Source organism: Collinsella aerofaciens, assembly GCF_015561195.1.
Lineage (GTDB): Bacteria > Actinomycetota > Coriobacteriia > Coriobacteriales > Coriobacteriaceae > Collinsella > Collinsella aerofaciens_AC.
Genome location: NZ_JADMSU010000012.1, coordinates 1 through 21948 on the forward strand (window position 1 = coordinate 1; position 21948 = coordinate 21948).

Sequence of the window (21948 nt, forward strand, 5' to 3'; positions counted from 1 at the left end):
TCAGCCCGTGGGAGGCCAGGGCGCCGCTGACCGGTGGACGGCACCGAGCCGTACGCTTGACTTGAAGAAGGGGGAGGCCTAGCGGCCTCCCCCTTTTTGCGTTTACGGGGCGTAAATGACTCAATTACACCAGACGATCTTCTTGTTCTTGGTATTGAGCCTTTATTTAAAGAAAATAAATCGTATAACAAGGGCAACTGCTATGGCCGCAATGATCAAAAGCAGGATTGTCAGTTGATGCTGCTTGCGTCGTTTACTTGACGAAACGAAGATTGATTTCCCCTGTTTTGGCGTTTCGAGATAGCGAGCCGAATGCGTCAAGGTTTGCTTGGGTCGAGGCCCTCTTTGTCGATGAGCGGCGGATGCTTTCATCGGCTCATCACTAGCTACGCTGTTTTTAGATAATGGTGCGTCTTTCAGATATACAGGGTCTCCCGAGGCGACGCCCATATGTTTGCGCCCCGTTTGTGCTTCTTCGAGTGTTTGATATCGGTTTCTTGTCACATATTTGGGCTCTGGTTCATTGATGGGCTCTTGCGAGATGTGGGGGCGATGGAATCGAATCGGTTGCAGGCTGGATGCTTCGTCCTGCTCCGGCATAAACGTGTTGTCCTGTTTTTGATCGTCCATGATGCCCTTAGTTCGTCATCAATATCGTGTATGCGCCCATTGTAAGCCAGCCGTCTAGTTTTGATGGGATTGCATACATTATTTAAGCCTTCGTCAAAATTTCGTTTATTAGACAAAACCTCAGTCAACCAGACTTAGATATGCTTATATCAATAGACTCAAAAAACTTTATAGTCGATGTATATATAAGAAGCGGCTGGGCATATATATGAGCGTCAAAAGAAGTCCCAGTCACCTAGAAGATGACTCGGCAGTCCTTACAAGGAGTGGTAAACATGGCAAGCATGGTTCCTTATCGTTCGGTTTTTGGCGTCCGTCCTTCTGCAAGTTCGCTGTTCGATTTGTTTGATGACATGACCGACCTGGCGAATAGCTCGATTGCCTCCAAGGCGTTCCCCGTTGACGTTGAGGACAAGGGCGATGGCTACGAGGTCAAGGCGTATCTTACCGGTGTCGCCAAGGATGACATCGACGTCGAGCTCAATGAGGGTCGCCTGTCGATCAGTGTGAACGTCGAGGAGAGCGCCGAAAACGAGGGCAAGAACTTCCTCCAGAAGGAGTTCGGCTCGTACAGCGCGACGCGCGGCGTGTATCTGAAGGACGCTTCGAGCGAGGGCCTTTCGGCTAAGTACGCTGACGGCATCCTGACCGTTACGGTTCCCAAGATTGTCGAGAAGAAGAACGTCACGAAGATTTCTATCGACTAACGATGGCTCTGCTTCAATCGAGAGTATGAATTAAGGGGGCTGGGAAGTGATTCCCAGCCCCCTTTTGTTGTCTTGAGGGGCTATTGAATAGTTGTCGGTTGATACTGACTTGCAGGGCGTATCGAGAGCTTCCGTGGCCCTTGAAGACAGGTGGCTGAGCTGCCGAGTTCATCATCGAGACTTGCATCAAGCGCGTTGGCATAGCTTTTGACGGTAAGGCTTGGACGATTATTGTCCTGGCTGATGTGCATGGCGATGAGCTGTTCTGTGCGATCGGTAACAAGCTCTCGCGCGGCTTCGGCGGCTTGGTTGTTGGAGAGATGCCCCTTTGTGGACAGGATGCGCTCCTGAAGAAAGCGTGGGTACGGTCCTTCGCGCAACATAGTTACATCGTGGTTGCTTTCGAGCGCGAGAACTCGACAGTCTTTGAGGATGCCTATGGCCTTGCTCGACAACTCTCCGGTGTCGGTGGCAAACCCAATGGAATCATCGAGAGCATTGAATCGATAGCCGACAGGATTGATGACATCGTGCGATGTTGAGTAGGTTTGTACCTGGATGCCGACAATGGGGAGCGTGTCGCCGGGGTCAAATTCCTCCACGGGCAGGTGAGCGAGGTTTTCTTTGCATGAAAGGGTGTCCCTACTGGCAAAGAGGGGGCCATGCCAGTGCTTGCACCATACATCGAGCCCCTTGATATGGTCTCCATGCTCATGAGTGATTACAAGAGCGGCGACGTCGTCTGCCGAGAGGCCAAGTTCCGCCATGCGTTTAAGTGTCTCGCGGCGGGACAGGCCGTTATCGATCATGATGAGCCCCTGAGGCCCCTCGACGAGTGCGCAGTTGCCTTTTGAGCCGCTGCCGAGGATATGAAGGTGCAGGCGAGACATAAGATTCCAAAGGATACAATGGGTGCGGACGAATAGAGGAGGAAGCGAATGCCAACGGTATCTCAGCACTATGGACATCATGCCGCGCCGAGGACGGATAAGAACGTTCTGGCAACGCGGCAGACCGCTGCCCCCGTAGTGCTCATGGTATCAGGCGGTGCGGACTCGACGGCGCTGCTCCTTATGGCTTGCACATCAAAGCTGGATATTCTGGATGGGCGTGGTGTGGCCCCCATCGCGCGCGAGCGACTGCACGTACTGCATGTAAATCATCATCTGCGTGGTGAGGCGTCCGATGGCGATGAGGCCTTTGTGCGCGAGCTCTGCGCGCAATATGGTCTACCGTTGTGTGTCGAACATGCTTATTTTGATGAGGAGTCGGGAAATATCGAGGCGGCGGCGCGCGAGGTGCGTTATGCCGCGGCGCGAAGATATGTTCGCGAACTATGTGCCAAGACGGGGGCGCCGAGAACGGCGGCGCGCATCTGTACTGCCCATACCTCTTCGGACCGCGCGGAAACATTTTTGATGAATGCCATTAAAGGGTCGGGTCCCGCGGGTCTATCAAGCATTCCACGCCGTCGGAACATTGTGGTGCGCCCCTTGCTCGACCTCACGCATGATGAGCTCGTGAGCTATCTGCAGGTGCACGGTCAGCCATGGCGGGAAGATGAAAGCAACGAGGACGTTTCGTACCTGCGTAACTATGTGCGCCATCGGGTGATGCCGGTGGTGGCGCAGCGCAACGCGAACGTCTGTAAGACGATTGGCGCCGCTTGCGAAATTCTGGGCGACGAAGACGCCTTTCTTTCCCAGCTTTCGGCACAGTCGTTTCGAAGCTGCCTGCGCAAGGAAGCGGCGGGCGCACTGGTGCTCGATGCGCGCCGTCTTGCCGCCGCTGAGGTTGTGATTGCACGGCGTATCGTGCGGTTGGCGATTAAGCGCATCGATCCCGACGCGCGACCGGAGATGCGGCACGTGGAGCGCGTGCTCTCCTGTGTCGCTGCAGGCTCGGGCTCGGTAACGCTTCCTGCGGGAATTGATGCCCGTGTGGAGTTTGGCATGCTGGCGCTCAAGGCCCCGGCGGCGCGCGAGGGCTTAGTGGCCGACTGGATCTCCGTTCCCGGTCGTCTGCCGCTGGGGGCGGGGCGTATGCTGACAGCAGAGCCGATGGCTGTGGAGCCGGGGCGCGATATCGTGCACCGTGCCCGCGAGCTTGCTGCTGCCGGAGAGGTTGCGGCCTTGGTGGATGCGGCGGCCCTGGGGTTCGCCGACCGCGATAGCGAGCGGATGCTAGCCGGCTCGCGCGGGGAGATTCCCACCGAGGCGCGATTGGCGCGCCTGTGGGTGGATAGCCCTGTGCCGGGAGACGTGATGTGCCCGTTGGGGATGAACGGTCGAAGCAAGAAAGTGTCAGACCTGTTGAACGAGGCGCGCATTCCTGTTTCAGACCGCTCTGGCGTGCCCGTGGTGAGGACGGCGCCGGGAGGTGCCGTGGTGTGGGTCGCCGGAGTTCGCGCGGACGAACGTTTTAAGTGCACGGCGGCGACGCGCGTGGCCTATCTGCTTCGCGTGGTTGACGCGGATTAGCTCCTCGCACCAGCTTTTCTGTGCGGCGTTGACGGTATTCCCGCGCTGATGGTGCGCGGGCTGGAAAATATACCCCGTGCGCTGCTAGAATGTGTAGTTCGCGTCCATACGGCGGTGTGTGGGCGATTAAGCACAAGAAAGGGTTGTCATGGCTTCTCAACATCCGGATATCGAGAAGGTTCTGTTTACGCAGGAGGATATCGACGGTATCGTCTCTCGCTTGGGCGAGCAGATTACGCGCGACTATGCGGGTAAGGATCTGGTGCTGATTGCGGTCCTGCGCGGCGCCGTGGTCTTTATGGGCGACCTGATGCGCAAGATCGAGCTGCCGACCAACATCGATTTCATGGCTGTTTCGAGCTATGGCGACGGTGTGAAGTCTTCGGGTATCGTGCGTATCATTAAGGACCTGGATATCGACATCCGTGGTCGCGACGTGCTGATCGTCGAGGACATTCTGGACTCGGGCCTGACCCTCAAGTACCTGATGAAGAACCTCGAGAGCCGTAAGCCCGCTTCTCTGGAGGTCGCCGCCTTCCTATGGAAGGACGTTGAGGACCGTACCTCGGCCGTCACGCCCAAGTATGTTGGAACCCATTGCCCCGATGCCTTTGTGGTGGGCTACGGCCTCGACTATGCCGAGCGCTATCGTAACCTTCCGTATCTGGGCATTTTGAAACCGGAGGTTTATTCGTAAGATGCCCGACGACCGTAACGATAACAATTCCCAGACTCCCCGGGAGCCTAAGATCCCGGGGATGCCCGGAGGCAAGAAGCCCACGCGTACGGGCTGGCTGTATTTTATTTTGGCTTGCGCGCTTCTGGGCTACGCCTTCTTTAACATGGGCTCCGGCTTTGCCAACTCCAGCAATACCGTTAAGCTCGCGACGAGCGAGATGGTCAGCGCCATTAAGCAGGATCGCGTCGAAGATCTGACCTATACGGTTCAGGACGGAAGCGTGACGGGTCATTACTGGAAGACGAAAAAGGACAAGGGCGACACGAGCGAGCTCAAGAGCTTTTCCTCGACCTATGTCGGTTCCGATTCGCTTGCCGAGCTCATGGCGGAGCACCCCGATACCAAGTACATCGTCAACACCAATGACCCCGATTTTTGGGGCGACTTGGCGATGAGTGTGCTTCCGACGATTGCCTTGATCGCCATCATGTTCTACTTTATGCGCCAGATGATGGGTGCCAACAACAGGAACATGCAGTTTGGCAAGACCAATGCCAAGACCAACGAGGCTACGCGTCCCAAGGTCAAGTTTGAGGATGTCGCTGGCGTGGATGAGGCGGTCGAGGAGCTCGAAGAGATTCGCGATTTCTTGAGCGACCCGGACCGCTATCGCAGGCTGGGCGCCAAGATTCCCCGCGGCGTGTTGCTGGTGGGCCCCCCGGGTACCGGTAAGACGTTGCTGGCCAAGGCCGTTGCCGGCGAGGCGGGCGTGCCGTTCTTTAGCATCTCGGGCTCTGACTTTGTCGAGATGTTCGTGGGTGTCGGCGCCAGCCGTGTGCGTGACCTCTTTAAGGAGGCCAAGTCGCAGGCTCCGTCAATCATCTTTATTGACGAGATCGATGCCGTGGGACGTCAGCGCGGAGCCGGTTTGGGCGGCGGCCACGACGAGCGCGAGCAGACGCTCAATCAGCTTCTGGTCGAGATGGACGGTTTTGAGGAGAGCGAGTCGGTCATCCTGATCGCCGCGACCAACCGCCCCGACATTCTGGATCCGGCATTGCTGCGCCCCGGTCGTTTTGACCGTCAGGTTACGGTCGACCGTCCGGATGTGAAGGGCCGCGAGCAGATCTTGCGCGTGCATGCTGAGAACAAGCCGATGGACGAGGACGTTAAGTTTGAGAAACTCGCCCAGATGACCGTTGGCTTTACTGGTGCCGATTTGGCGAACCTGCTCAACGAGTCTGCGCTGCTGGCCGCTCGCCGTCATCGTTCTGTGATCTCGATGGACGAGGTCGAGGAGTCGATGGAGCGTGTGATTGCCGGACCGCAACGCAAGGGCCGCGTGATGACCGAAGCCGAGCGCACCACGATTGCCTACCATGAGAGCGGTCATGCCCTGGTGGGCCACATCCTGGAGCACTCCGATCCGGTTCATAAGATTTCGATTGTCAGCCGCGGCCAGGCTCTGGGCTACACGTTGCAGCTTCCGCAGGAGGATCACTTCCTCAAGACCAAGAACGAGATGCTCGACGAGCTCGCCGTGTTCTTGGGCGGTCGCGTGGCCGAGGAGCTCATGTGCGATGACATTACGTCGGGCGCGAGCAACGACCTGGAGCGCGCAACCAAGATGGCGCGCGAGATGGTCACGCGCCTGGGCATGAGCGAGGAACTGGGTACGCAGGTTTTCGGTGAGGCGCAGCATCAGGTGTTCCTGGGTCGCGACTATGCCGATCATCAGGATTACTCCGAGGAGACGGCGCGCCGTATCGACATCGAGGTCCAGCGCATTATGCGCGAGGCCCATCGCCGTGCGGTCGAGATTTTGGATGCCCGTCGCGATCAGCTCGATCTGATGGCGAGGGTGCTGCTTGAGCGCGAGACCGTCGAAGGCGACGCCGTGAACGCCCTGCTTGACAATGAGTGGGATGCCTACCTTGAGCGCGAGGGCGATATCCTGGCGGCCAAGGAGGAGCGCAACGCCAAGGCGGCCGGCATGCCGACCAAGAAACGCTCGCCTCGCATGAGCGAGGAGGAGCTGGCGGCTGATGCTGCGGCCTTTGCGCAGGCGGCCATGCAGGAGGATGCCGAAGCCGCATCCGATGATGCCGGTGATGGCAATGCTGTCAACGCTGACGGCAACACCGACGCCGACAAATAGTCCTTGTAGCGAAAGCCTCCGCGGGGAAACCTGTGGAGGCTTTTCTTTTGAGCGATATGGGGCCGTCTGTTGATTGGGGACAGACTTAAATGAGCGTTTTCACGCATTTAAGTCTGTCCCCAATCAACATTGTGGCGCTCTAGTTGGCTAAAGCGTACAATAGCGCCTATGCGAAAGGGGAACAGATGATCAACGAAACTATGTATGCTCGCGGTGCGGAGAGCTCCATCATCCGCGAGATCTTTAGCTACGGCCTAGAGCGCAAGGCGCAAATCGGCGCGGAAAACGTGTTCGATTTCTCGCTGGGCAACCCGAGCGTTCCTGCTCCCGCTGCCGTCGCGGAGTCCATCAAAAAGGCGCTTGAACTGCCGAGTGACCAGTTGCACGGTTATACGCCCGCTCCGGGTCTGCCGCAGTGCCGTACCGCCGTGGCTGAGTCGCTTAACCGTCGATTCGGTACGAGCTATGAGGGCAAGGATGTCTTTATGACCGTGGGCGCGGCGGCTTCGCTCACCTGCACGCTCAATGCCGTTACGAATCCGGGTGACGAGGTCATTGTTATCGCCCCGTACTTCCCGGAGTATCGCGTGTGGATTGAGAAGGCCGGCTGTACGTGTGTCGAGGCGCTTGCCGATGAAGATACGTTCCAGCTGAGCGTGGATAACGTGCTCAAGGCGATTACCGATAAGACCGCTGCCGTCATTATCGACTCACCCAACAATCCGACCGGTGCCGTATATACACGCGACACGCTGACGCGACTGGCCAATGTTCTGCGCGAGGCCAACGCTCAGCGCGATCCCGAGAACCCGATTATGCTTATCTCGGATGAGCCGTATCGCGAGATTGTCTATGGCGCCGAGGTGCCTTGGGTGCCTTCGATCTACGAGCACACCATCGTGTGCTACTCGTATTCCAAGTCGCTTTCGCTACCGGGTGAGCGCGTGGGGTGGATCCTGGTACCCAATACGAATCCTCAGGCAGCTCGTCTAATGCCCGCCGTTGCCGGTGCCGCCCGTACGCTGGGCTTCGTGTGCGCTCCGGCGCTCTTCCAGCGCGTGATTATTGATTGCATCGATGAGCCGAGTGACGTTGAGGCCTATGCGCGCAACCGCACCGCGCTTACCGATGCACTGGCGGAGTACGGCTACATCTATGTTGAGCCGGATGGTGCATTCTACCTGTGGGTGAAGGCGCTGGAGCCCGATGCAAACGCCTTCTGTGAGCGCGCGAAGAAGTATGAGCTGCTCGCGGTGCCTTCGGATAGCTTTGGCATGCCGGGCTGGTTCCGCCTTGGCTACTGTGTGAGCTACGAGACCATCGTCAATTCGTTGCCTGCCTGGAAGCAACTGGCCGACGAATATCGTCGAAAGTAAAGCGCTCTGCTTACAATGTTTTACGTGAAACGGGGTTTGGTGCTAAGCCAGACCCCGTTGTCTATGCCGTTGTGTGATTGGGGTGAAGCAGTTTTACGACTGCCGAAAGCTATGCGTACAATGAATATACGCGACGGCCATACTGGACAAGGAGACCCGATGCCCTACCTTCTTTCTTGTGATATTCATACTCATACGATGTTCTCTGCGCATGCGTACTCAACCATTGAGGAGAACATCTATTGGGCGGCAGAGCGCGGCCTTCAGGTGCTCGGTTCCGCCGATCATTTAAGCTCGATGGTTGCGCCTTGTCCCAATGACCTGCGCAGTTTCCAATTCTTTATTAACCAGGATATCTGGCCGCGCATTTGGAGCGGCGTGCTGGTGCTTCGCGGCGCCGAGGCCGATATCGTTTCGCTGGACGGCAGCTTGTTTGGCGAGGACATTCCCGTTTCGCTCGATATCGCCGGCGATTCGTATAGTCGTGAGCATTCGCTGTTCGATTTGGTGACGCGTAATTTGGATTATTTGGTGGCAAGCGTGCATAACCAGCAGTTTGCCGAAGGCGCGACGCTCGCCCAGACAACCGAGATGTACATCAATGCCCTGGAGCACCCCAAGGTATTCATGCTGGGGCATACGGGGCGCTCGGGCGTGCCGTTCGATATCGATGAGGTGCTGCTGGCGGCCAAGGCCAAGCATAAGATCATCGAGATCAACAACCATAGTCTTGAGCATGGCACGGATGCCGAGCATTGGAATGTGTGTCGCAAGATTGCCGAACGCTGTGCCGAGCTGGGCGTGGGGATCGGTGTCTCGACCGACGCACACATTGGTATGGCCATTGGCAAGCTCGATCACGCGCGCAAGATGCTCGACGAGATTCACTTCCCGCTGGATTTGATCGTGACGCGCGACCGCGAGACGCTGCTGCGCGAGATGGCGGCAGCCGGCGTGTGCGATCTGCGCAATGGGATGTAGCGGAGTTTATAAACCAAGCGAAGGGGGCGGCCCAGGCGGGTTGCCCCCTTTCTTGTCCCAAAAATCTACTGAGGTTGGTTAGCGGCGTTCGAGGACCGCTACGGTTTCGGTGTGGTCGGTGTGAGGGAACATGTCGACTGGCGTGATCTTGAGCAGGCGATAGCCTCCGTCGAGGAGCTGGTGCAGGTCGCGCTCTTGGGTCACGGGGTTGCAGCTGATATAGGTGATGCGGCGCGGCTTAAGTGCGCAGGCAGCTTCGAGGAACTCGGGCGTGGAGCCGGCGCGCGGCGGGTCGATGGAAAGAACGTCGACGCGTTCGTTGTTGTCGGCGGCATCCAGGATGTAGTCGGTGGCGTCGTCGGCCATAAACCAAGCGCTGCGGGTGAGGCCGTTGAGCTCGGCATTGCGACGTGCGTCGGCAATGCCCGCCGGGTTGCGCTCCACGCCGAGCAGCATAATGCCGATACCCTTGTTCTGGGCATCTTTAGCTGCGCACAGGCCGATAGTTCCGCTACCGCAATAGGCATCCATGAGTACGTCGCCCTGCTGCAGGTCCATGCCGTCAATCGCGAGCTGATAGAGCAGCTCGGTCTGCTGCGGGTTGGTCTGGTAGAACGCGGTGGGGGAGATATCGAACTCGCAGCCGAGCAGCTGGTCGCGCATGCACTCGGCGCCATATACAATGCGGGTTTCCTCGCCGAGGATGGCGTTGCCGGGGCGTCCGTTGATGTTTTGGGCGACGGTGACGATGTGCGGATTGAGTGCGGCGACAGCCTCAAAGAACTCCTGCGCATGCGGCAAGTCGCGCTGAGCGGTCACGAGCGTGACCATGACCTGGTCGGTACGCCAACCGCAGCGGACGACGGCATAGCGAAGCAAACCAAGATGCTTGTCCTCATTAAAGGCGGGAATATGCAGCCGCTCAGCTTCGCGTGCGATGCCGTTGAGAATCTGACGGGCGCCCGGTGCCTCGACGGGGCATTCGGGTACGGCAACGATCTTGTGCGTGCCGCGCTCAAAGAAACCGCAACGGACAGCACCCTCCTTACCGGGAGCAAAGGGAGTGGCAGCCTTATGACGAAAGCCACGCGGCGCAGGATATTTACCCGGGTCGCCCAGGGTGACACCCATGCCACGAATAGGATCTACAGCAATGCCCTCACGCTCACAAAGCGAAGCAAAAAGCTCCTCCATAGCAGCCTGCTTGGCGGCGAGCTGCTTCTTATAAGGACGATTGAGCGCCGTACACCCACCACAAGCTTTCATGATCGAACAGGGAGACTTGGGGTCCACAGCCTTACGCGCAGACGAAACCGGATCTTTATGCGGACGCTTGGAGCGAGTCTGAGACGCTTTGTCTCCGCCTCGACGAGAGTCAGAACGCTTGGTCTTAGCCCTGCTCTTGGTCGATTTGCTTTTTGCAGCTTTAGAAGACTTGGATTTCGTAGAAGATTTCTCCTCCTTCGACCCCTCAACCGCCTCCACCAAAGCACGACGAGCCCTACGCTCCGCACGAGATTCTGCCATCAATAACTCCACTTATTCATGAATTAAAGCTGCAAGTATTGTACCGTGCCAAGCCAGCAGACGATATACAAGCGGTTTATTCGTGTCAGTGATAAGCCCAACGACGGTTGCCCGCCGCGTGAGGGGTGTGGGGGTTAAGTTTATCGCGAGTTCCGCACGAACAGGAGGCCACTTAATGTGGCCTCCGTCGTGAGCAGGACTGTAGAGCAGGAAACTTAACCCCCACACCCCTCACGCGGCGGGCAAACTCGCCTTGTGCTCTATCACGCTAAAGTGTATGATTCTGGACGTTACATGACTCACTTTACCTAACTAAAGTGCCATCAAGGGGGAATACCATGAATACCGATATGTCTCGTCGTCAGTTTGTTGGTCTAGCCGGCTCGCTCGCTACGGTGCTTGGCCTTGGTCTTGTCGGCTGCGGCGGTGGTGCCGGCAAGGGCTCCGCTGCAGGCTCTGCCGCGGCCAAGGATGTGAAGGGCGCTGCGGAGTCCAAGAAGCTCGTGGTGGGCTTTGATAAGTCCTATCCTCCGTACGGCTTTGTGGGCGACGATGGCGAGTACACCGGCTTTGATCTCGATCTTGCCAAGGCTGTTGCCGATAAGCAGGGCTGGGAGGTCAAATACGAGGCCATCGACTGGGACGCCAAGGATACGCTGCTTAACTCGGGCGCCATCAACTGCATCTGGAACGGCTTTACCATGGAGGGCCGTGAGGACGACTACACGTTCTCCGAGCCGTACATGCTCAACGAGCAGGTGCTGGTGGTCAAGAAGGATGCGGGCATCAAGGGCTGGGACGATCTTGCCGGCAAGACTGTGATTACCCAGACTGATTCCGCTGCGCAGGACGTGCTTGAGGGTGACCAGAAGGATCTGGCGGCGACGTTTGCCACGCTCGACACGATCGGCGAGTACAACACGGCCTTTATGCAGCTCGAGAGCGGCGCGGTCGATGCCGTGGCTTGCGACCTTTCGATTGCCCAGTATCAGCTTGCCGCCAAGCCCGATGCCTATACGCAGCTTGATGAGCCGCTGTCCAGCGAGCACTACGCCGTTGGCTTTAAGAAGGGCGACACCAAGTCGGCCGACGCCGTGACCGAGTCGCTCAAGGCGCTCTACGAGGACGGCACGGTCAAGGACCTCTGCGATAAATATTCAAGCTATGGTTTGTCTTTCGATAATTGGGTGCTCAAGTAATGTCTATTCAGGTCATGATGCAAATGCTTGGCCAGGGATTCTTGGTCAGTTTGCAGTTGTTTGTGCTGACGCTGCTGGGGTCGATTCCGCTGGGAATCCCCGTGGCGTTTATGCGCATGAGCAAGGTCGCGCCGCTGCGCTGGATTGCGCGCATCTACATTTCGGTCATGCGCGGCACGCCGCTCATGCTGCAGATGTTTGCCATCTACTTTGCCCCGTATTACGTGTTCGGCATCTCGCTCACGCCCGATTCCAAATGGACGGCGTGCGTTGTGGCGTTCATCATCAACTACGCCGGCTACTTTGCCGAGATCTATCGCTCGGGCCTGCAGTCGATTCCGCGCGGTCAATATGAGGCCGCCGAGGTGCTGGGCTATTCGCGCACGCAGACGTTTCTGTATATCGTGATGCCGCAGGTCGCCAAGCGTATTCTGCCGGCGATGGGCAACGAGATCATCACGCTGGTCAAGGACACGTCGCTGGCGTTTGCCATTGGCGTGGGTGAGATGTTCTCGACCGCCAAGGCGCTGGTTGCCTCGCAGGTGAGCATGGTGCCGTTTGCGATTGCGGCGCTGATCTACTGGGTCTTTAACTTTGTGGTCGAGATGCTGCTGGGCGCCGCCGAGAAAAAATTGGATTACTACCATGATTAATTCAGTAATGAATATAGCGAACGCGCGCAAGGCGTTTGGCGGCAATAAGGTGCTCAAGGATATCTCGCTCGAGGTCAAGCGTGGCGAGGTCGTGGCGATTATCGGGCCTTCGGGTGGCGGCAAGTCCACGCTGCTGCGGTGTGCCACGCTGCTCGAGACACTCGACGGAGGCTCACTCTCGTTTGGTGACCTTGCCGTTGCGACGGATGCGGGTTCGGGCGCGGTCTATGCGAAGGGCGATGTGCCCAAGCGGGCACGCTCGCGATTCGGCCTGGTGTTCCAAAATTACAACCTGTTCCCGCACTATACCGTGATGAAAAACATCATCGATGCTCCGATTCGCGTGCTCAAGCGCCCGCGCGAGCAGGCTGAAGCACGTGCGCGTGAGTTGATCGCGCAGATGGGGCTTACGGGCAACGAGAACAAGGTGCCATGTGAGCTTTCGGGCGGTCAACAACAGCGTGTGAGTATCGCCCGCGCCTTGGCGCTCGATCCGGAGATCCTGTTCTTTGATGAGCCGACTTCGGCGCTCGATCCCGAGCTGACGGCCGAGGTGCTGCGTGTCATTAAAGACCTTGCCGCGCAGAATATGACGATGGTGATCGTGACCCACGCAATGCAGTTTGCGCGCGATGTTGCCGACCGCGTGATCTTTATGGACGGCGGTCGTATTGTCGAGGAGGGTCCTGCCGAGCAGGTCATCGACCATCCGCGCGAGCGGCGTACCCGTGAGTTCTTGAGCCGTATCGAGGGGTAGGCTCAGGTATTTACTCAACTATTAATTGAGGCGAAGCCGCCGTAGGTCTTACGGTCTGTGGCGGCTTTTTGTTTGCATCGACGGGGTTCAATAATCGCCCCACAAGCTTGTCTCTTCCTCTCGCCGCCTGTATTCATACGTGTGCCGAAAGGTGTGCATGGACGGTCGCCCGTGAGGGTAGGGTGGTGGCATAGGACATTTGGAGGGTGAGTCGGCTCGGCTGCCGACCATGCTGCTCCCGGGATGGCACCGACCGCGAACTCTCCCCGTTGGCGTCGCGCAATGCGCGCGGCCCTGCAAGGAGGTCATCATGGGTGCTCCCAAGACCGGTAACGTAAGGAACGTGGTGCTCGTAGGCCAAGGCGGGGTGGGCAAGACTTCACTCGCCGAAGCCATGCTCCACCTTTCCGGCAAGACCGCCCGCCTGGGCGGCCACGACGGCACCAAGCCTACGCTCGACTATGACCCTGAAGAGGTTAAGCGTGCGTTTTCCATCTCGACGACCATTGCGCCAATCGACTGGAAGGGCGCGCGCATCAATGTGCTCGATGCCCCGTGCTACCCCGATTTTATCGGCGACGCCTTTGCCGCGATGAGCGTCTGCGAGACGGCTCTGTTTGTGGTCGACGCCGAGGCCGGCCCGCAGCCTACGACGGTTAAGCTCTGGTATGCCGCCGAGGACCTGCGCCTGGCGCGTGCGGTGTTCGTAAACCGCCTGTCGCGCTCCGAGGCCAGCTTTGCGACCACGATGGGCCTGCTGCAGGAGCGCTTTGGCACGCGCCTGGGCGCCGTGACCCTTCCCTGGGGCGAGGGCGAGGACTTTGACGGCATCATCGACCTGGTGCGCATGAAGGCGCGCCATTGCAACGGCACCGAAGCCGTTGAGTCGGAGATTCCCGAGGAGTATCGTGCCCAGGCCGAGGAGGCCCATGACCATCTGTGCGAGCTGGTGGCCGAGGCTGACGATGAGCTGATGATGAAGTACCTGGAAGGCGAGGAGACGCTGACGCAGGAGGAGCTTGAGGGCCTGCTGTCGAAGGCGATCGCCGAGCGCATCTTTGTGCCGGTCTTTGCGGGTGATTGCATTAAGGAGCAGGGCGTCAACTCGCTGATGGACGACATTGCGACGTACTTCCCGGCGCCGACCGACTACGGCGAGATGCCGCTTATCGACGGCGATTCGCTCAAGATCTCGAGCGACGATGACCGTCCGGTGGCGTTTGTGTTTAAGACCCTGGCCGATCCGCAGCAGGGTCGCATCAGCTTTATTAAGGTGCTGACGGGTACGCTTGAGCCGGGCCTTGAGCTGGTCAACGCGCGCACGCGCAAGGGCGACCGTCTGGCTCACCTGTATGTGATGTGCGGCCGCGACATGACCGAGGTCGGTCACGCCTATGCCGGCGACATCATCGTGGCGCCCAAGCTGGCGGCCGAGACGGGCGATACGCTCTCGATTACCGGCAAGGTCGAGGCTGCGGCGTTTAAGTTCCCCAACTCGCAGTACCGCATTGCCATCGAGGCCGAGAATCGCGGCGACGAAGAGAAGCTCTACACGTTTATCGAGAAGGCCTGCAAGGCCGATCCGACCATGAGCATCGACCGCGACGAGGAGACCGGCCAGACCATTATCTCCGCCGTTGGTGAGGCGCAGGTTTCGGTGCTGCTCAACCGTCTGGAGGACCGCACCAAGGTCGTTGCCAAGAGCGTGCCGATCCGCATCCCGTATCGCGAGACCATCCGCCGCACGGCGAGCGCTCAGGGCCGCCACAAGAAGCAGACCGGTGGTGCCGGTCAGTATGGCGACTGCTGGCTGCGCGTTGAGCCGCTCATTGGGCCCGACGGCACGAGCGATGGCTATGAGTTTGTGGACGAGGTCGTAGGTGGCCGTATTCCGCGCTCGCTGATCCCCGCCGTGGACAAGGGTGTCCAGGAGACCATGAAGGACGGCATCATTGCCGGCTACCCGCTCACGGGCATTCGCGTGGCTGTGTACGACGGCTCGTATCACAGCGTCGACTCCAACGAGATGGCGTTTCGCGCGGCGGCCCGCATCGGTCTGCGCAAGGCGTGTGCCGATGCCGACCCGGTGGTGCTGGAGCCCATCGAGGAAATCACGGTGACTATCCCCGAGAGCTACGCCGGCGCCGTGATGGGCGACATCTCGGCATCGCGCGGTCGCGTGACGGGTATGGAGACCGATGAGCGCGGCGACACCGTGGTCATTGCCCAGGCGCCGCTGGCAGAGCTGACGGATTATTCGACGCGCCTGCGCTCCATCACGCGCGGCACGGGCGACTTTACCATGAAGCCCGCTGGCTACGAGCAGGTGCCTTATGACGTTCAGGCCAAGCTGGTCGAGCGCTATGAGGAGGGTCGCGCCAAGTAACGCGTGATTTTGCCTGCAACATGCATGCCGATGCGAGGGCCGCTCTGGGCAATCCAGGGCGGCCCTTTTTGATCCCTGGGGGACAGAGGAAAACGGATCATGTTAGGTTCGGGGCAGCTTGGTCGGTCCTAGTCTCCCGAGGCCTGGTTGCGGCCGGTGGCGTAGTCGATCTGCACATGCGGCTGCAGGTTGTAGCAGTACACGTGGAAGCAGAGGGTCTTGCCGTGGTCCTCGATCGATTGCGCCTCAAGGCGCACGCCACGGCAGACAAGTTCCTCTTCGTTATACATGGGCGTGACGCGGTAGAGCACATGGTTGCCCGTATCGCGGATGTAGCCGAGAATCTGCTCCTCAAACGGCAGCGTGCCCGTTTCGTTGAGATAGCGCGTGCCGGTGAGGAGATTTTTGCGGTTGGCGTTTTCGCCGCAGAGCGACCAGGCGATAAGGTGGCAGCGGTTGTAGAGGCTCTGGCCCGGAATAAAGTCGTAGCGCTGCTGGTGCCAACCGGCAGGATGGATACGCGAGATATCGCCGCGCTCGCCTTGACCGAGTGATTCGGGGCCCACGCAGGCGAGTGCTTTGCGGGTGCGGCCCAGGCTGTCGAGCTTGGAGAACTTCTTAAAGCAGCCCTCTTCTGTAGCGCGCTCGTATTCATCGAGCGTGAATGATGGTGTGCCGAGCGGGTGCGTGCTGTCGGCGCGAAGGGCAACGTAGGGGTTGCCGGCGTAGTCGGGAATGCTGCTGAGATAAACACCGCGGGCGCGGTTGAGGTCGGGGTTTTCGACCTCGTCGATGGGGGTGGCGGCACTGTCCGCGGAAACGTCGTCATCGGTGTCGGTTGCGGCGGAATCGGAGCCATCGCCAGAGTCCTGGCCGTTTTGAGGGTCCGGGGAGCTCGCCGTTCCCGATTCGAGCCGGGCAACCAGGTCTGCCTCGTCGTCGGTGCGGCTGGGGCTCTCGTTTTGTTTTTCGGCCAGAGCCGCCGCTTGCTCATCGCTTTGCGGCGACAGCAGCTTGGGCGCCCCGTCGAGCGATCCCGTAAACAGCGCAAACCCTAGCACCACGGTGGTGCCGATGGAAAGTATTTGCTTGTAGGCGGGCTTGCGCGACATTGAGGCTCCTGGATGGACGGTTGGGAATCTACCAGTCTAGCAGGAGCCGGCAAGGGCCGTTCTGTCGAACAAATACTTAAGATTTGAGACAAACGCTACTGATTCATTTGTTCCGCGGTCTAGATCGAGGTGGAGTCGAGCCAGTTGAGCTTGCACTCGAGAATGCGCTGCTCGCCGGGTTCGCTGCTTCCGTCAAGTAGGGCGAGCAGCATCTCGGCTGCTTCGCGACCTTCTTGGTCGACGGGCTCGATGATGGTGGAGACGGTCGGTGTGGTGAGATTAGTCCAGTCTTCGCAGTTGAGTCCCAAAAGGCCGATTTGCTGCGGAAGCAGATGGGCCATTGGCTGGAGGGCCTTGTAGACACGGGGAAGTGCCCACTGATTTTGCACGAAGATAAGGGTTCGCTTGGCGGGATTGAACTTGAATTTAAAGTATTCGGTGAGCTCGTTGATTGACGGCTTGTTGTGATCGATGGGAATCGCTTTGTAGAGCTGCCCGTTCGCTGCCAGCGCCTCGGCATACCCCTGAAAACGCTCCATGCGGGTGCGCATTTCGGTCATGTTGGCGGCAATGGAAAAGAAATCTTCGTAGCCGGCGTCGAGGAGTGCCTGTGTGGCGTTGTACACGCCGTCGTAAAGGTTGGTTTTGATCCAGCTGGTACCTGGGCTATAGATGGCCGCATCGAAAAAGACGACCGGCTTGCCGGCGCGTCTAATGCGGTCATGCACGGCTTTGAAGTTTGCCGTGGGCTGGATGATAAAGCCATCGACGCCCAGCGAGAGCATCTTGTCGACGTACATGAGCTCGGTCTCGGGGTTAAAGTTGCTCGTGCAAACGACCGTCTGGTAGCCCGCGGGGAGCATGACCTGCTCCATGCCATTGAGAACGAGCCCCGCCCATTTGTTGGTGTTATCCAAAATGATGATGGCAATGACGTGGGTTTGCTTGCCGGTGAGCGTCTGCGCTTGGGCGTTGGGAACGTATCCGAGTTCCTTAATGACGCGCGCGATTTTGTTCTGCGTCTTCTCGCTAAGCTTTTCTCGTTTGTCGTTGAGGTAATACGAGACGCTTGCCGTCGAGGTTCCCGCCTCTCGAGCGACGTCTGCGATCGTAACGCGCTGTTTTGCCACAGCGACTCCTTCCGACAGATGAGCATTTTCCAACATGATGACTTTGAGTCTTGGTGAAGGATACGCTTCGGTGAGCGGCTTTTTCCTTTCATATGAGTATGCAACAAATGCGGCATACGGGTGGGGTCGAAATTTGTGACCGGCATGCGCATCTGCCGTCTACCGAGAAAATCAAATACTTCTTGACTTTTGAAATCGAGGGCAAAATCGCAGGATTCATTTTTGGTTAAACGCATAACTAAATCGCATAACCAACGCTCTGACCTGCGCGTTTACCGAAATAAGCTGGCATTAAGAAAAACGAGCACCTATATTGTTCTTGTCGAAAAGACAGCAAGTCCAAACGGCAGGGGATGCTCCGGAGGCCTCCGCAGACGGTGTCTTGCGCACGCAACTCTATGAAAAGAGGGAAGCAATGAAGATCGTAGGCGTTGCCGCCTGTACTGTGGGTATCGCCCACACGTATATGGCCCAGAAGGCGATTCAGGATGAATGCGCCGCCCGTGGCATCGAGTGCAAGGTCGAGGCTCAGGGTGGCCTGGGTATCGAGAATGAGCTCACGCAGGAAGACGTGGACTCCGCCGACCTGGTCCTGGAGTCCGTCGACGTGGGTGTCGAGAACGAGGACCGTTTTGAGCAGAAGATGGCCGAGGGCAAGTTCCTGAAGGTCGGCACCTCGGATGTAATCGCCGATCCGGTAAAGATCATCGACCAGGCCATTGAGATCATCAAGGCGACGGGTGGCGCCGTTGACGCGCCCAAGGCCGAGGCCAAGGCAGAGAAGAAGGCCGTCTCCGCTGCCCCGCAGGCCCCGACACCGGCGTCCAAGCAGTCTATCTTTGCCGATCCTGGCAAGACGCTGCTCAATGCATTCAATACCGGCGTTTCCTATTTTATCCCCATCGTCGTTATCGGCGGCGTGTTTCTTGCCTTCTCGCTGGCATCCGGTACCGCCGGCGCCAACGGCATGGAGGTTACGAACCCGCTGATGGTGAGCCTTAACACCATCGGCATGGCCGGCATCTCCATGATGATCCCGGTGCTTGCGGCATACATCTCCTACTCGATGGCCGGCAAGCCCGCGCTCGCCCCCGGTTTTGTCCTGGGCTACCTGGTCAACAACGCAGTCGTTACCCCTAACGGCAACAGCGTTTCGACCGGCTTCTTGGGCGCCATGATCATGGCGGTCATCTGCGGCTACTTTGTCCGCTGGATGAAGACCTGGAAGGTCAACAGCACCATCCAGACCATCATGCCCATCCTGATCATCCCGATTCTGACCTCGCTTGTCCTGGGCATGGCCTATATCTACATCCTGGCCACGCCGCTTGGCTTTGTGATGGACTGGCTCACCGGCGTGCTCGGCAGCCTGCAGGGCGGTTCCGCAGTTGTCCTGGGTCTGGTCATTGGCGTTATGACCGCCTTCGATATGGGTGGCCCCATCAACAAGACCGCCTCGACCTTCACCATGACCATCATGGCCTCCGGCATCTATGGCCCCAACGGCATGTTCCGCGTCGCCGTCGCCATTCCCCCGATTGCCTGCGGCCTTGCTGCGCTCATCGCCAAGAGCAAGTTCGATGACGCCGATCGCCAGATGGGTATCTCCGCACTGTTCATGGGCTGCATCGGCATTACCGAGGGCGCTATCCCCTTCGCGGTCAAGGACCTTGGCCACACCCTGCCCGGCATCTGCATCGGCTCTGCCGTGGGCGCGGCGCTCGCCGCCTTCCAGGGTATCGACTGCTACGTCCCGCACGGTGGCTTTATCGTCGCCCTTGCCACCAACAACGTCGCGCTGTTCTGCCTGGACATCGTGATTGGCGCCGTGGTCGCCGCTGCAATCCTGATTGCCATGAAGCCCACGCTCGATAAGCAGGCCAAGTAAACCTTTAAGGACTCCGGTTGTGCGGAGGGATGGATTTGACTCCGCACAACCGCCCCTACACAACAAAATCCATCCGTACTGATAGGGCCCACATCTGGGTCCCAGGGAACTTTTGTCAAAAATCCTCTGGAGAAGGAGAACAAAATGTCCAACCTCACCATCCGTCAGGCCGTTCAGGGCATGCTCAAGCTGCAGGATAGCGGCGATCACGCAACCATGGTCGGCATTGGCCCCATGAGCCCCAACCTGATTCAGGCCGTGTTCGAGCTTGCCAAGGACGAGGATTTCCCGCCCATGTTTATTGCTAGCCGCAACCAGGTCGATATGGACGAGATGGGCGCCGGCTACGTCAACGGTTGGGACCAGACGCGCTTTGCCGCCGACATCAAGAAGGTCGCCGACGAGGTGGGTTACACCGGTCCGTACTACCTGTGCCGAGATCACGGCGGTCCGTGGCAGCGCGACGAGGAGCGTAACGCCCACCTGCCCGAGGACGAGGCCATGGAGCTCGCCCGCAAGTCCTTCGTCGCCGACATGGAGGCGGGCTTTGACCTGCTGATGGTCGACCCCACCAAGGACCCCTATCAGATCGGCAAGGTTATTCCGCTCGACGTGGTGCTTCGCCGCACGATCGATCTTATCGACTACCTTGAGCAGTACCGTCGCGAGCATAACCTGCCCGAGGTTGCCTATGAGGTCGGTACCGAGGAGACCAATGGCGGCTTGACCTCTACCGATAAGTACGAGGAGTTCATTTCTCAGCTGCAGCCCGAGCTCGAGAAGCGCGGCTGCCCCATGCCCACCTTTATCGTCGGCCAGACCGGTACGCTCACCCGTTGGACCGAGCAGGTCGGCCATTACAACTTCAAGAATGCCCGCGAGCTCGCCGACATGGCTAAGCGCTACGGCGTGGGCCTGAAGGAGCACAACGCCGACTATCTGGACGACGCGACGCTGCTCGAGCACATCCCGGCACACGTGACCGCCTCCAACGTTGCTCCGCAGTATGGCACCGAGGAGACCCGCGCCTACCTCAAGCTCTGCGCCACCGAGCAGATCCTGGTCGACAACGGTCTGTGCGATGACCCCTCCGACCTGTATCACACCCTGCTGGTCAAGGCTATCAAGACCGAGCGCTGGCGCAAGTGGATGACTGGCGACGACGTCAACCTGCAGGTCGACGACATTCTTGCCGACGATGAGCTCAGCCTGAAGATCCTGGATGTCTCCGGTCACTATGCGTTCAACGATCCCGAGGTCAAGGAGCAGGTCGAGAAGCTCTACCGCAACCTCGCCGCTCAGGACATCGACGGCAAGCGCTTTGTCATCGAGCACATCAAGCGCCCGATCAAGCAGTACGTCGTCGGTCTTAACCTCAAGGGCGTCACGACCCGCATCGAGGCCGCTCTTGCCGAGTAAGTAGCTTTTCCTACGCGACGCCGGGCCTGGGGCATGTCCCAGCTGCAGGCCCGGCACATGGGACAAAGGGGCAGTCCCTTTGTCCCATTCTTTTGAGTTTTAGCTTCCTTTGAAGGGGTTCACCATGAAGTTCTTTATCGATACCGCCAATCTGGACGAGATTGCCGAGGCCAAGAGCTGGGGCTGCCTGGCCGGTGTTACCACCAACCCGTCCCTGTACGCCAAGACCGGCGGCAAGCTTGCCGACTTTGAGCCGCATATGCTCAAGATTGCCGAGCTCTGCGAGGGCCTGCCCGTGTCCGCCGAGTCTACCGCGACCACTGCCGAGGGTATGATCGAGGAGGGCAAGCGCCTTGCCGCCCTCGCCCCCAACATCGTGGTCAAGCTTCCCGTGTGCGAGGCCGGCCTTGCCGCCTGCCGTGCGCTGGCCGATGCTGGCGTGCGCGTCAACATGACGCTCGTCTTCTCGCCGACGCAGGCCCTTATGGCCGCCAACGCCGGTGCTCGCTACATCAGCCCGTTTGTCGGTCGTTTCGACGACATCGCCGAGGACGGTATCTCGCAGCTCGACAACGTCGTGACCTGCATTAAGAACTACGACTGGACGGGCAAGAACGTCGACGACACCGTCGAGATCATCACCGCCTCGGTTCGTACGCCCAACCACGTGACCCAGGCCGCGCTACTCGGTGCCGATATTGCGACCGTGCCCATGGCCGCTCTCAAGAAGTGCCTGCATCATCCGCTGACCGACCAGGGCCTCGCCTCTTTTGAGGCTGACTGGCAGAAGGTCGTCGCTCAGGCTTAACGAGTGGATTGCCCCGGCATCGCGTCATCCGGTGCCGGGGTTGTTCTCAAGAGAGGAA

The 21948-nt window shown here is 58.9% G+C and carries 18 protein-coding genes; 13 read left to right on the top strand and 5 right to left on the bottom strand.

The genetic code is table 11. From position 1 onward, the window contains the following. Positions 1 to 162 precede the first annotated feature (162 nt). Entirely contained in the window at positions 163 to 630 is a 468-nt protein-coding gene (locus I2H81_RS09205) for a hypothetical protein (protein ID WP_195645340.1), read from the bottom strand. Positions 631 to 905: 275 nt separating this feature from the next. On the opposite strand from I2H81_RS09205, the gene I2H81_RS09210 reads away from it, so the two are divergent. Further along, complete coding sequence (locus tag I2H81_RS09210) at positions 906 to 1337, top strand: Hsp20/alpha crystallin family protein (protein ID WP_099432389.1); 432 nt, start codon at positions 906 to 908, stop codon at positions 1335 to 1337. An 80-nt stretch (positions 1338 to 1417) separates the two neighbouring features. Here the strand turns inward: I2H81_RS09210 and I2H81_RS09215 are convergent, their stop codons facing one another. Continuing rightward, on the bottom strand, positions 1418 to 2227 hold the full coding sequence (locus tag I2H81_RS09215; RefSeq protein WP_195645341.1) for an MBL fold metallo-hydrolase: 810 nt from the start codon (positions 2225 to 2227) through the stop codon (positions 1418 to 1420). A gap of 183 nt (positions 2228 to 2410) precedes the next feature. On the opposite strand from I2H81_RS09215, the gene tilS reads away from it, so the two are divergent. The 5 genes from tilS (at position 2411) to I2H81_RS09240 (ending at position 9011) form a co-directional block, all read left to right on the top strand. Beyond that, positions 2411 to 3817, top strand: coding sequence for a tRNA lysidine(34) synthetase TilS (gene tilS / locus I2H81_RS09220; protein ID WP_229108166.1), 1407 nt, complete (start codon positions 2411 to 2413; stop codon positions 3815 to 3817). Between the two features lie 148 nt (positions 3818 to 3965). Further along, positions 3966 to 4514 (top strand): hypoxanthine phosphoribosyltransferase, encoded by a 549-nt coding sequence (hpt, locus tag I2H81_RS09225; protein WP_055251779.1) that lies wholly within the window; start codon positions 3966 to 3968, stop codon positions 4512 to 4514. A gap of 61 nt (positions 4515 to 4575) precedes the next feature. Then, positions 4576 to 6654 carry an ATP-dependent zinc metalloprotease FtsH gene (gene ftsH, locus I2H81_RS09230; RefSeq protein ID WP_271817526.1) on the top strand — a complete coding sequence of 693 codons (2079 nt, stop codon included), beginning with the start codon at positions 4576 to 4578 and terminating at the stop codon, positions 6652 to 6654. Between the two features lie 185 nt (positions 6655 to 6839). Next, entirely contained in the window at positions 6840 to 8030 is a 1191-nt protein-coding gene (locus I2H81_RS09235) for a pyridoxal phosphate-dependent aminotransferase (RefSeq protein WP_195645344.1), read from the top strand. 159 nt (positions 8031 to 8189) lie between these two features. After that, the gene (locus I2H81_RS09240; RefSeq protein WP_195645345.1) at positions 8190 to 9011 is read left to right on the top strand and encodes a phosphatase; all 822 of its coding nucleotides are present in this window, start codon (positions 8190 to 8192) and stop codon (positions 9009 to 9011) included. A gap of 78 nt (positions 9012 to 9089) precedes the next feature. Here I2H81_RS09240 and rlmD read toward each other — a convergent pair whose 3' ends face one another. Next, the gene (gene rlmD / locus I2H81_RS09245; RefSeq protein WP_195645346.1) at positions 9090 to 10538 is read right to left on the bottom strand and encodes a 23S rRNA (uracil(1939)-C(5))-methyltransferase RlmD; all 1449 of its coding nucleotides are present in this window, start codon (positions 10536 to 10538) and stop codon (positions 9090 to 9092) included. Between the two features lie 338 nt (positions 10539 to 10876). On the opposite strand from rlmD, the gene I2H81_RS09250 reads away from it, so the two are divergent. From I2H81_RS09250 to I2H81_RS09265, 4 genes are all read left to right on the top strand, one after another. Then, positions 10877 to 11737 carry a transporter substrate-binding domain-containing protein gene (locus I2H81_RS09250; protein ID WP_082421872.1) on the top strand — a complete coding sequence of 287 codons (861 nt, stop codon included), beginning with the start codon at positions 10877 to 10879 and terminating at the stop codon, positions 11735 to 11737. Further along, a complete protein-coding gene (locus tag I2H81_RS09255; protein ID WP_195645347.1) occupies positions 11737 to 12390 on the top strand; it encodes an amino acid ABC transporter permease in 654 nt (217 codons plus the stop codon). Before I2H81_RS09250 ends, I2H81_RS09255 begins: the two co-directional genes overlap by 1 nt. Next, entirely contained in the window at positions 12383 to 13147 is a 765-nt protein-coding gene (locus I2H81_RS09260; RefSeq protein WP_271817528.1) for an amino acid ABC transporter ATP-binding protein, read from the top strand. The genes I2H81_RS09255 and I2H81_RS09260 overlap by 8 nt, the downstream gene beginning before the upstream one ends. A gap of 310 nt (positions 13148 to 13457) precedes the next feature. Next, positions 13458 to 15533 carry an elongation factor G gene (locus I2H81_RS09265; protein WP_161160947.1) on the top strand — a complete coding sequence of 692 codons (2076 nt, stop codon included), beginning with the start codon at positions 13458 to 13460 and terminating at the stop codon, positions 15531 to 15533. 128 nt (positions 15534 to 15661) lie between these two features. On the opposite strand, the gene I2H81_RS09270 is transcribed toward I2H81_RS09265, so the two are convergent. Both I2H81_RS09270 and I2H81_RS09275 read right to left on the bottom strand, forming a co-directional pair. Next, a complete protein-coding gene (locus I2H81_RS09270; protein ID WP_195645348.1) occupies positions 15662 to 16645 on the bottom strand; it encodes a DNA/RNA non-specific endonuclease in 984 nt (327 codons plus the stop codon). A gap of 119 nt (positions 16646 to 16764) precedes the next feature. Beyond that, complete coding sequence (locus tag I2H81_RS09275; protein ID WP_040359542.1) at positions 16765 to 17775, bottom strand: LacI family DNA-binding transcriptional regulator; 1011 nt, start codon at positions 17773 to 17775, stop codon at positions 16765 to 16767. 415 nt (positions 17776 to 18190) lie between these two features. Here I2H81_RS09275 and I2H81_RS09280 point away from each other — a divergent pair, with 415 nt between their 5' ends. From I2H81_RS09280 to fsa, 3 genes are all read left to right on the top strand, one after another. Further along, positions 18191 to 19663 (top strand): PTS fructose transporter subunit IIC, encoded by a 1473-nt coding sequence (locus I2H81_RS09280; protein WP_195645349.1) that lies wholly within the window; start codon positions 18191 to 18193, stop codon positions 19661 to 19663. 144 nt (positions 19664 to 19807) lie between these two features. Next, the gene (locus I2H81_RS09285) at positions 19808 to 21082 is read left to right on the top strand and encodes a class II D-tagatose-bisphosphate aldolase non-catalytic subunit (RefSeq protein WP_195192740.1); all 1275 of its coding nucleotides are present in this window, start codon (positions 19808 to 19810) and stop codon (positions 21080 to 21082) included. 124 nt (positions 21083 to 21206) lie between these two features. After that, on the top strand, positions 21207 to 21890 hold the full coding sequence (gene fsa, locus I2H81_RS09290; protein WP_006235616.1) for a fructose-6-phosphate aldolase: 684 nt from the start codon (positions 21207 to 21209) through the stop codon (positions 21888 to 21890). Positions 21891 to 21948: the final 58 nt, after the last annotated feature.

Bases quoted from the DNA above. Each gene is read 5' to 3' on its own strand.
- I2H81_RS09205 (WP_195645340.1), bottom strand. From the start codon at position 630: ATGGACGATCAAAAACAGGACAACACGTTTATGCCGGAGCAGGACGAA.
- I2H81_RS09210 (WP_099432389.1), top strand. From the start codon at position 906: ATGGCAAGCATGGTTCCTTATCGTTCGGTTTTTGGCGTCCGTCCTTCT.
- I2H81_RS09215 (WP_195645341.1), bottom strand. From the start codon at position 2,227: ATGTCTCGCCTGCACCTTCATATCCTCGGCAGCGGCTCAAAAGGCAAC.
- tilS (WP_229108166.1), top strand. From the start codon at position 2,411: ATGGCTTGCACATCAAAGCTGGATATTCTGGATGGGCGTGGTGTGGCC.
- hpt (WP_055251779.1), top strand. From the start codon at position 3,966: ATGGCTTCTCAACATCCGGATATCGAGAAGGTTCTGTTTACGCAGGAG.
- ftsH (WP_271817526.1), top strand. From the start codon at position 4,576: ATGCCCGGAGGCAAGAAGCCCACGCGTACGGGCTGGCTGTATTTTATT.
- I2H81_RS09235 (WP_195645344.1), top strand. From the start codon at position 6,840: ATGATCAACGAAACTATGTATGCTCGCGGTGCGGAGAGCTCCATCATC.
- I2H81_RS09240 (WP_195645345.1), top strand. From the start codon at position 8,190: ATGCCCTACCTTCTTTCTTGTGATATTCATACTCATACGATGTTCTCT.
- rlmD (WP_195645346.1), bottom strand. From the start codon at position 10,538: ATGGCAGAATCTCGTGCGGAGCGTAGGGCTCGTCGTGCTTTGGTGGAG.
- I2H81_RS09250 (WP_082421872.1), top strand. From the start codon at position 10,877: ATGAATACCGATATGTCTCGTCGTCAGTTTGTTGGTCTAGCCGGCTCG.
- I2H81_RS09255 (WP_195645347.1), top strand. From the start codon at position 11,737: ATGTCTATTCAGGTCATGATGCAAATGCTTGGCCAGGGATTCTTGGTC.
- I2H81_RS09260 (WP_271817528.1), top strand. From the start codon at position 12,383: ATGATTAATTCAGTAATGAATATAGCGAACGCGCGCAAGGCGTTTGGC.
- I2H81_RS09265 (WP_161160947.1), top strand. From the start codon at position 13,458: ATGGGTGCTCCCAAGACCGGTAACGTAAGGAACGTGGTGCTCGTAGGC.
- I2H81_RS09270 (WP_195645348.1), bottom strand. From the start codon at position 16,645: ATGTCGCGCAAGCCCGCCTACAAGCAAATACTTTCCATCGGCACCACC.
- I2H81_RS09280 (WP_195645349.1), top strand. From the start codon at position 18,191: ATGAAGATCGTAGGCGTTGCCGCCTGTACTGTGGGTATCGCCCACACG.
- I2H81_RS09285 (WP_195192740.1), top strand. From the start codon at position 19,808: ATGTCCAACCTCACCATCCGTCAGGCCGTTCAGGGCATGCTCAAGCTG.
- fsa (WP_006235616.1), top strand. From the start codon at position 21,207: ATGAAGTTCTTTATCGATACCGCCAATCTGGACGAGATTGCCGAGGCC.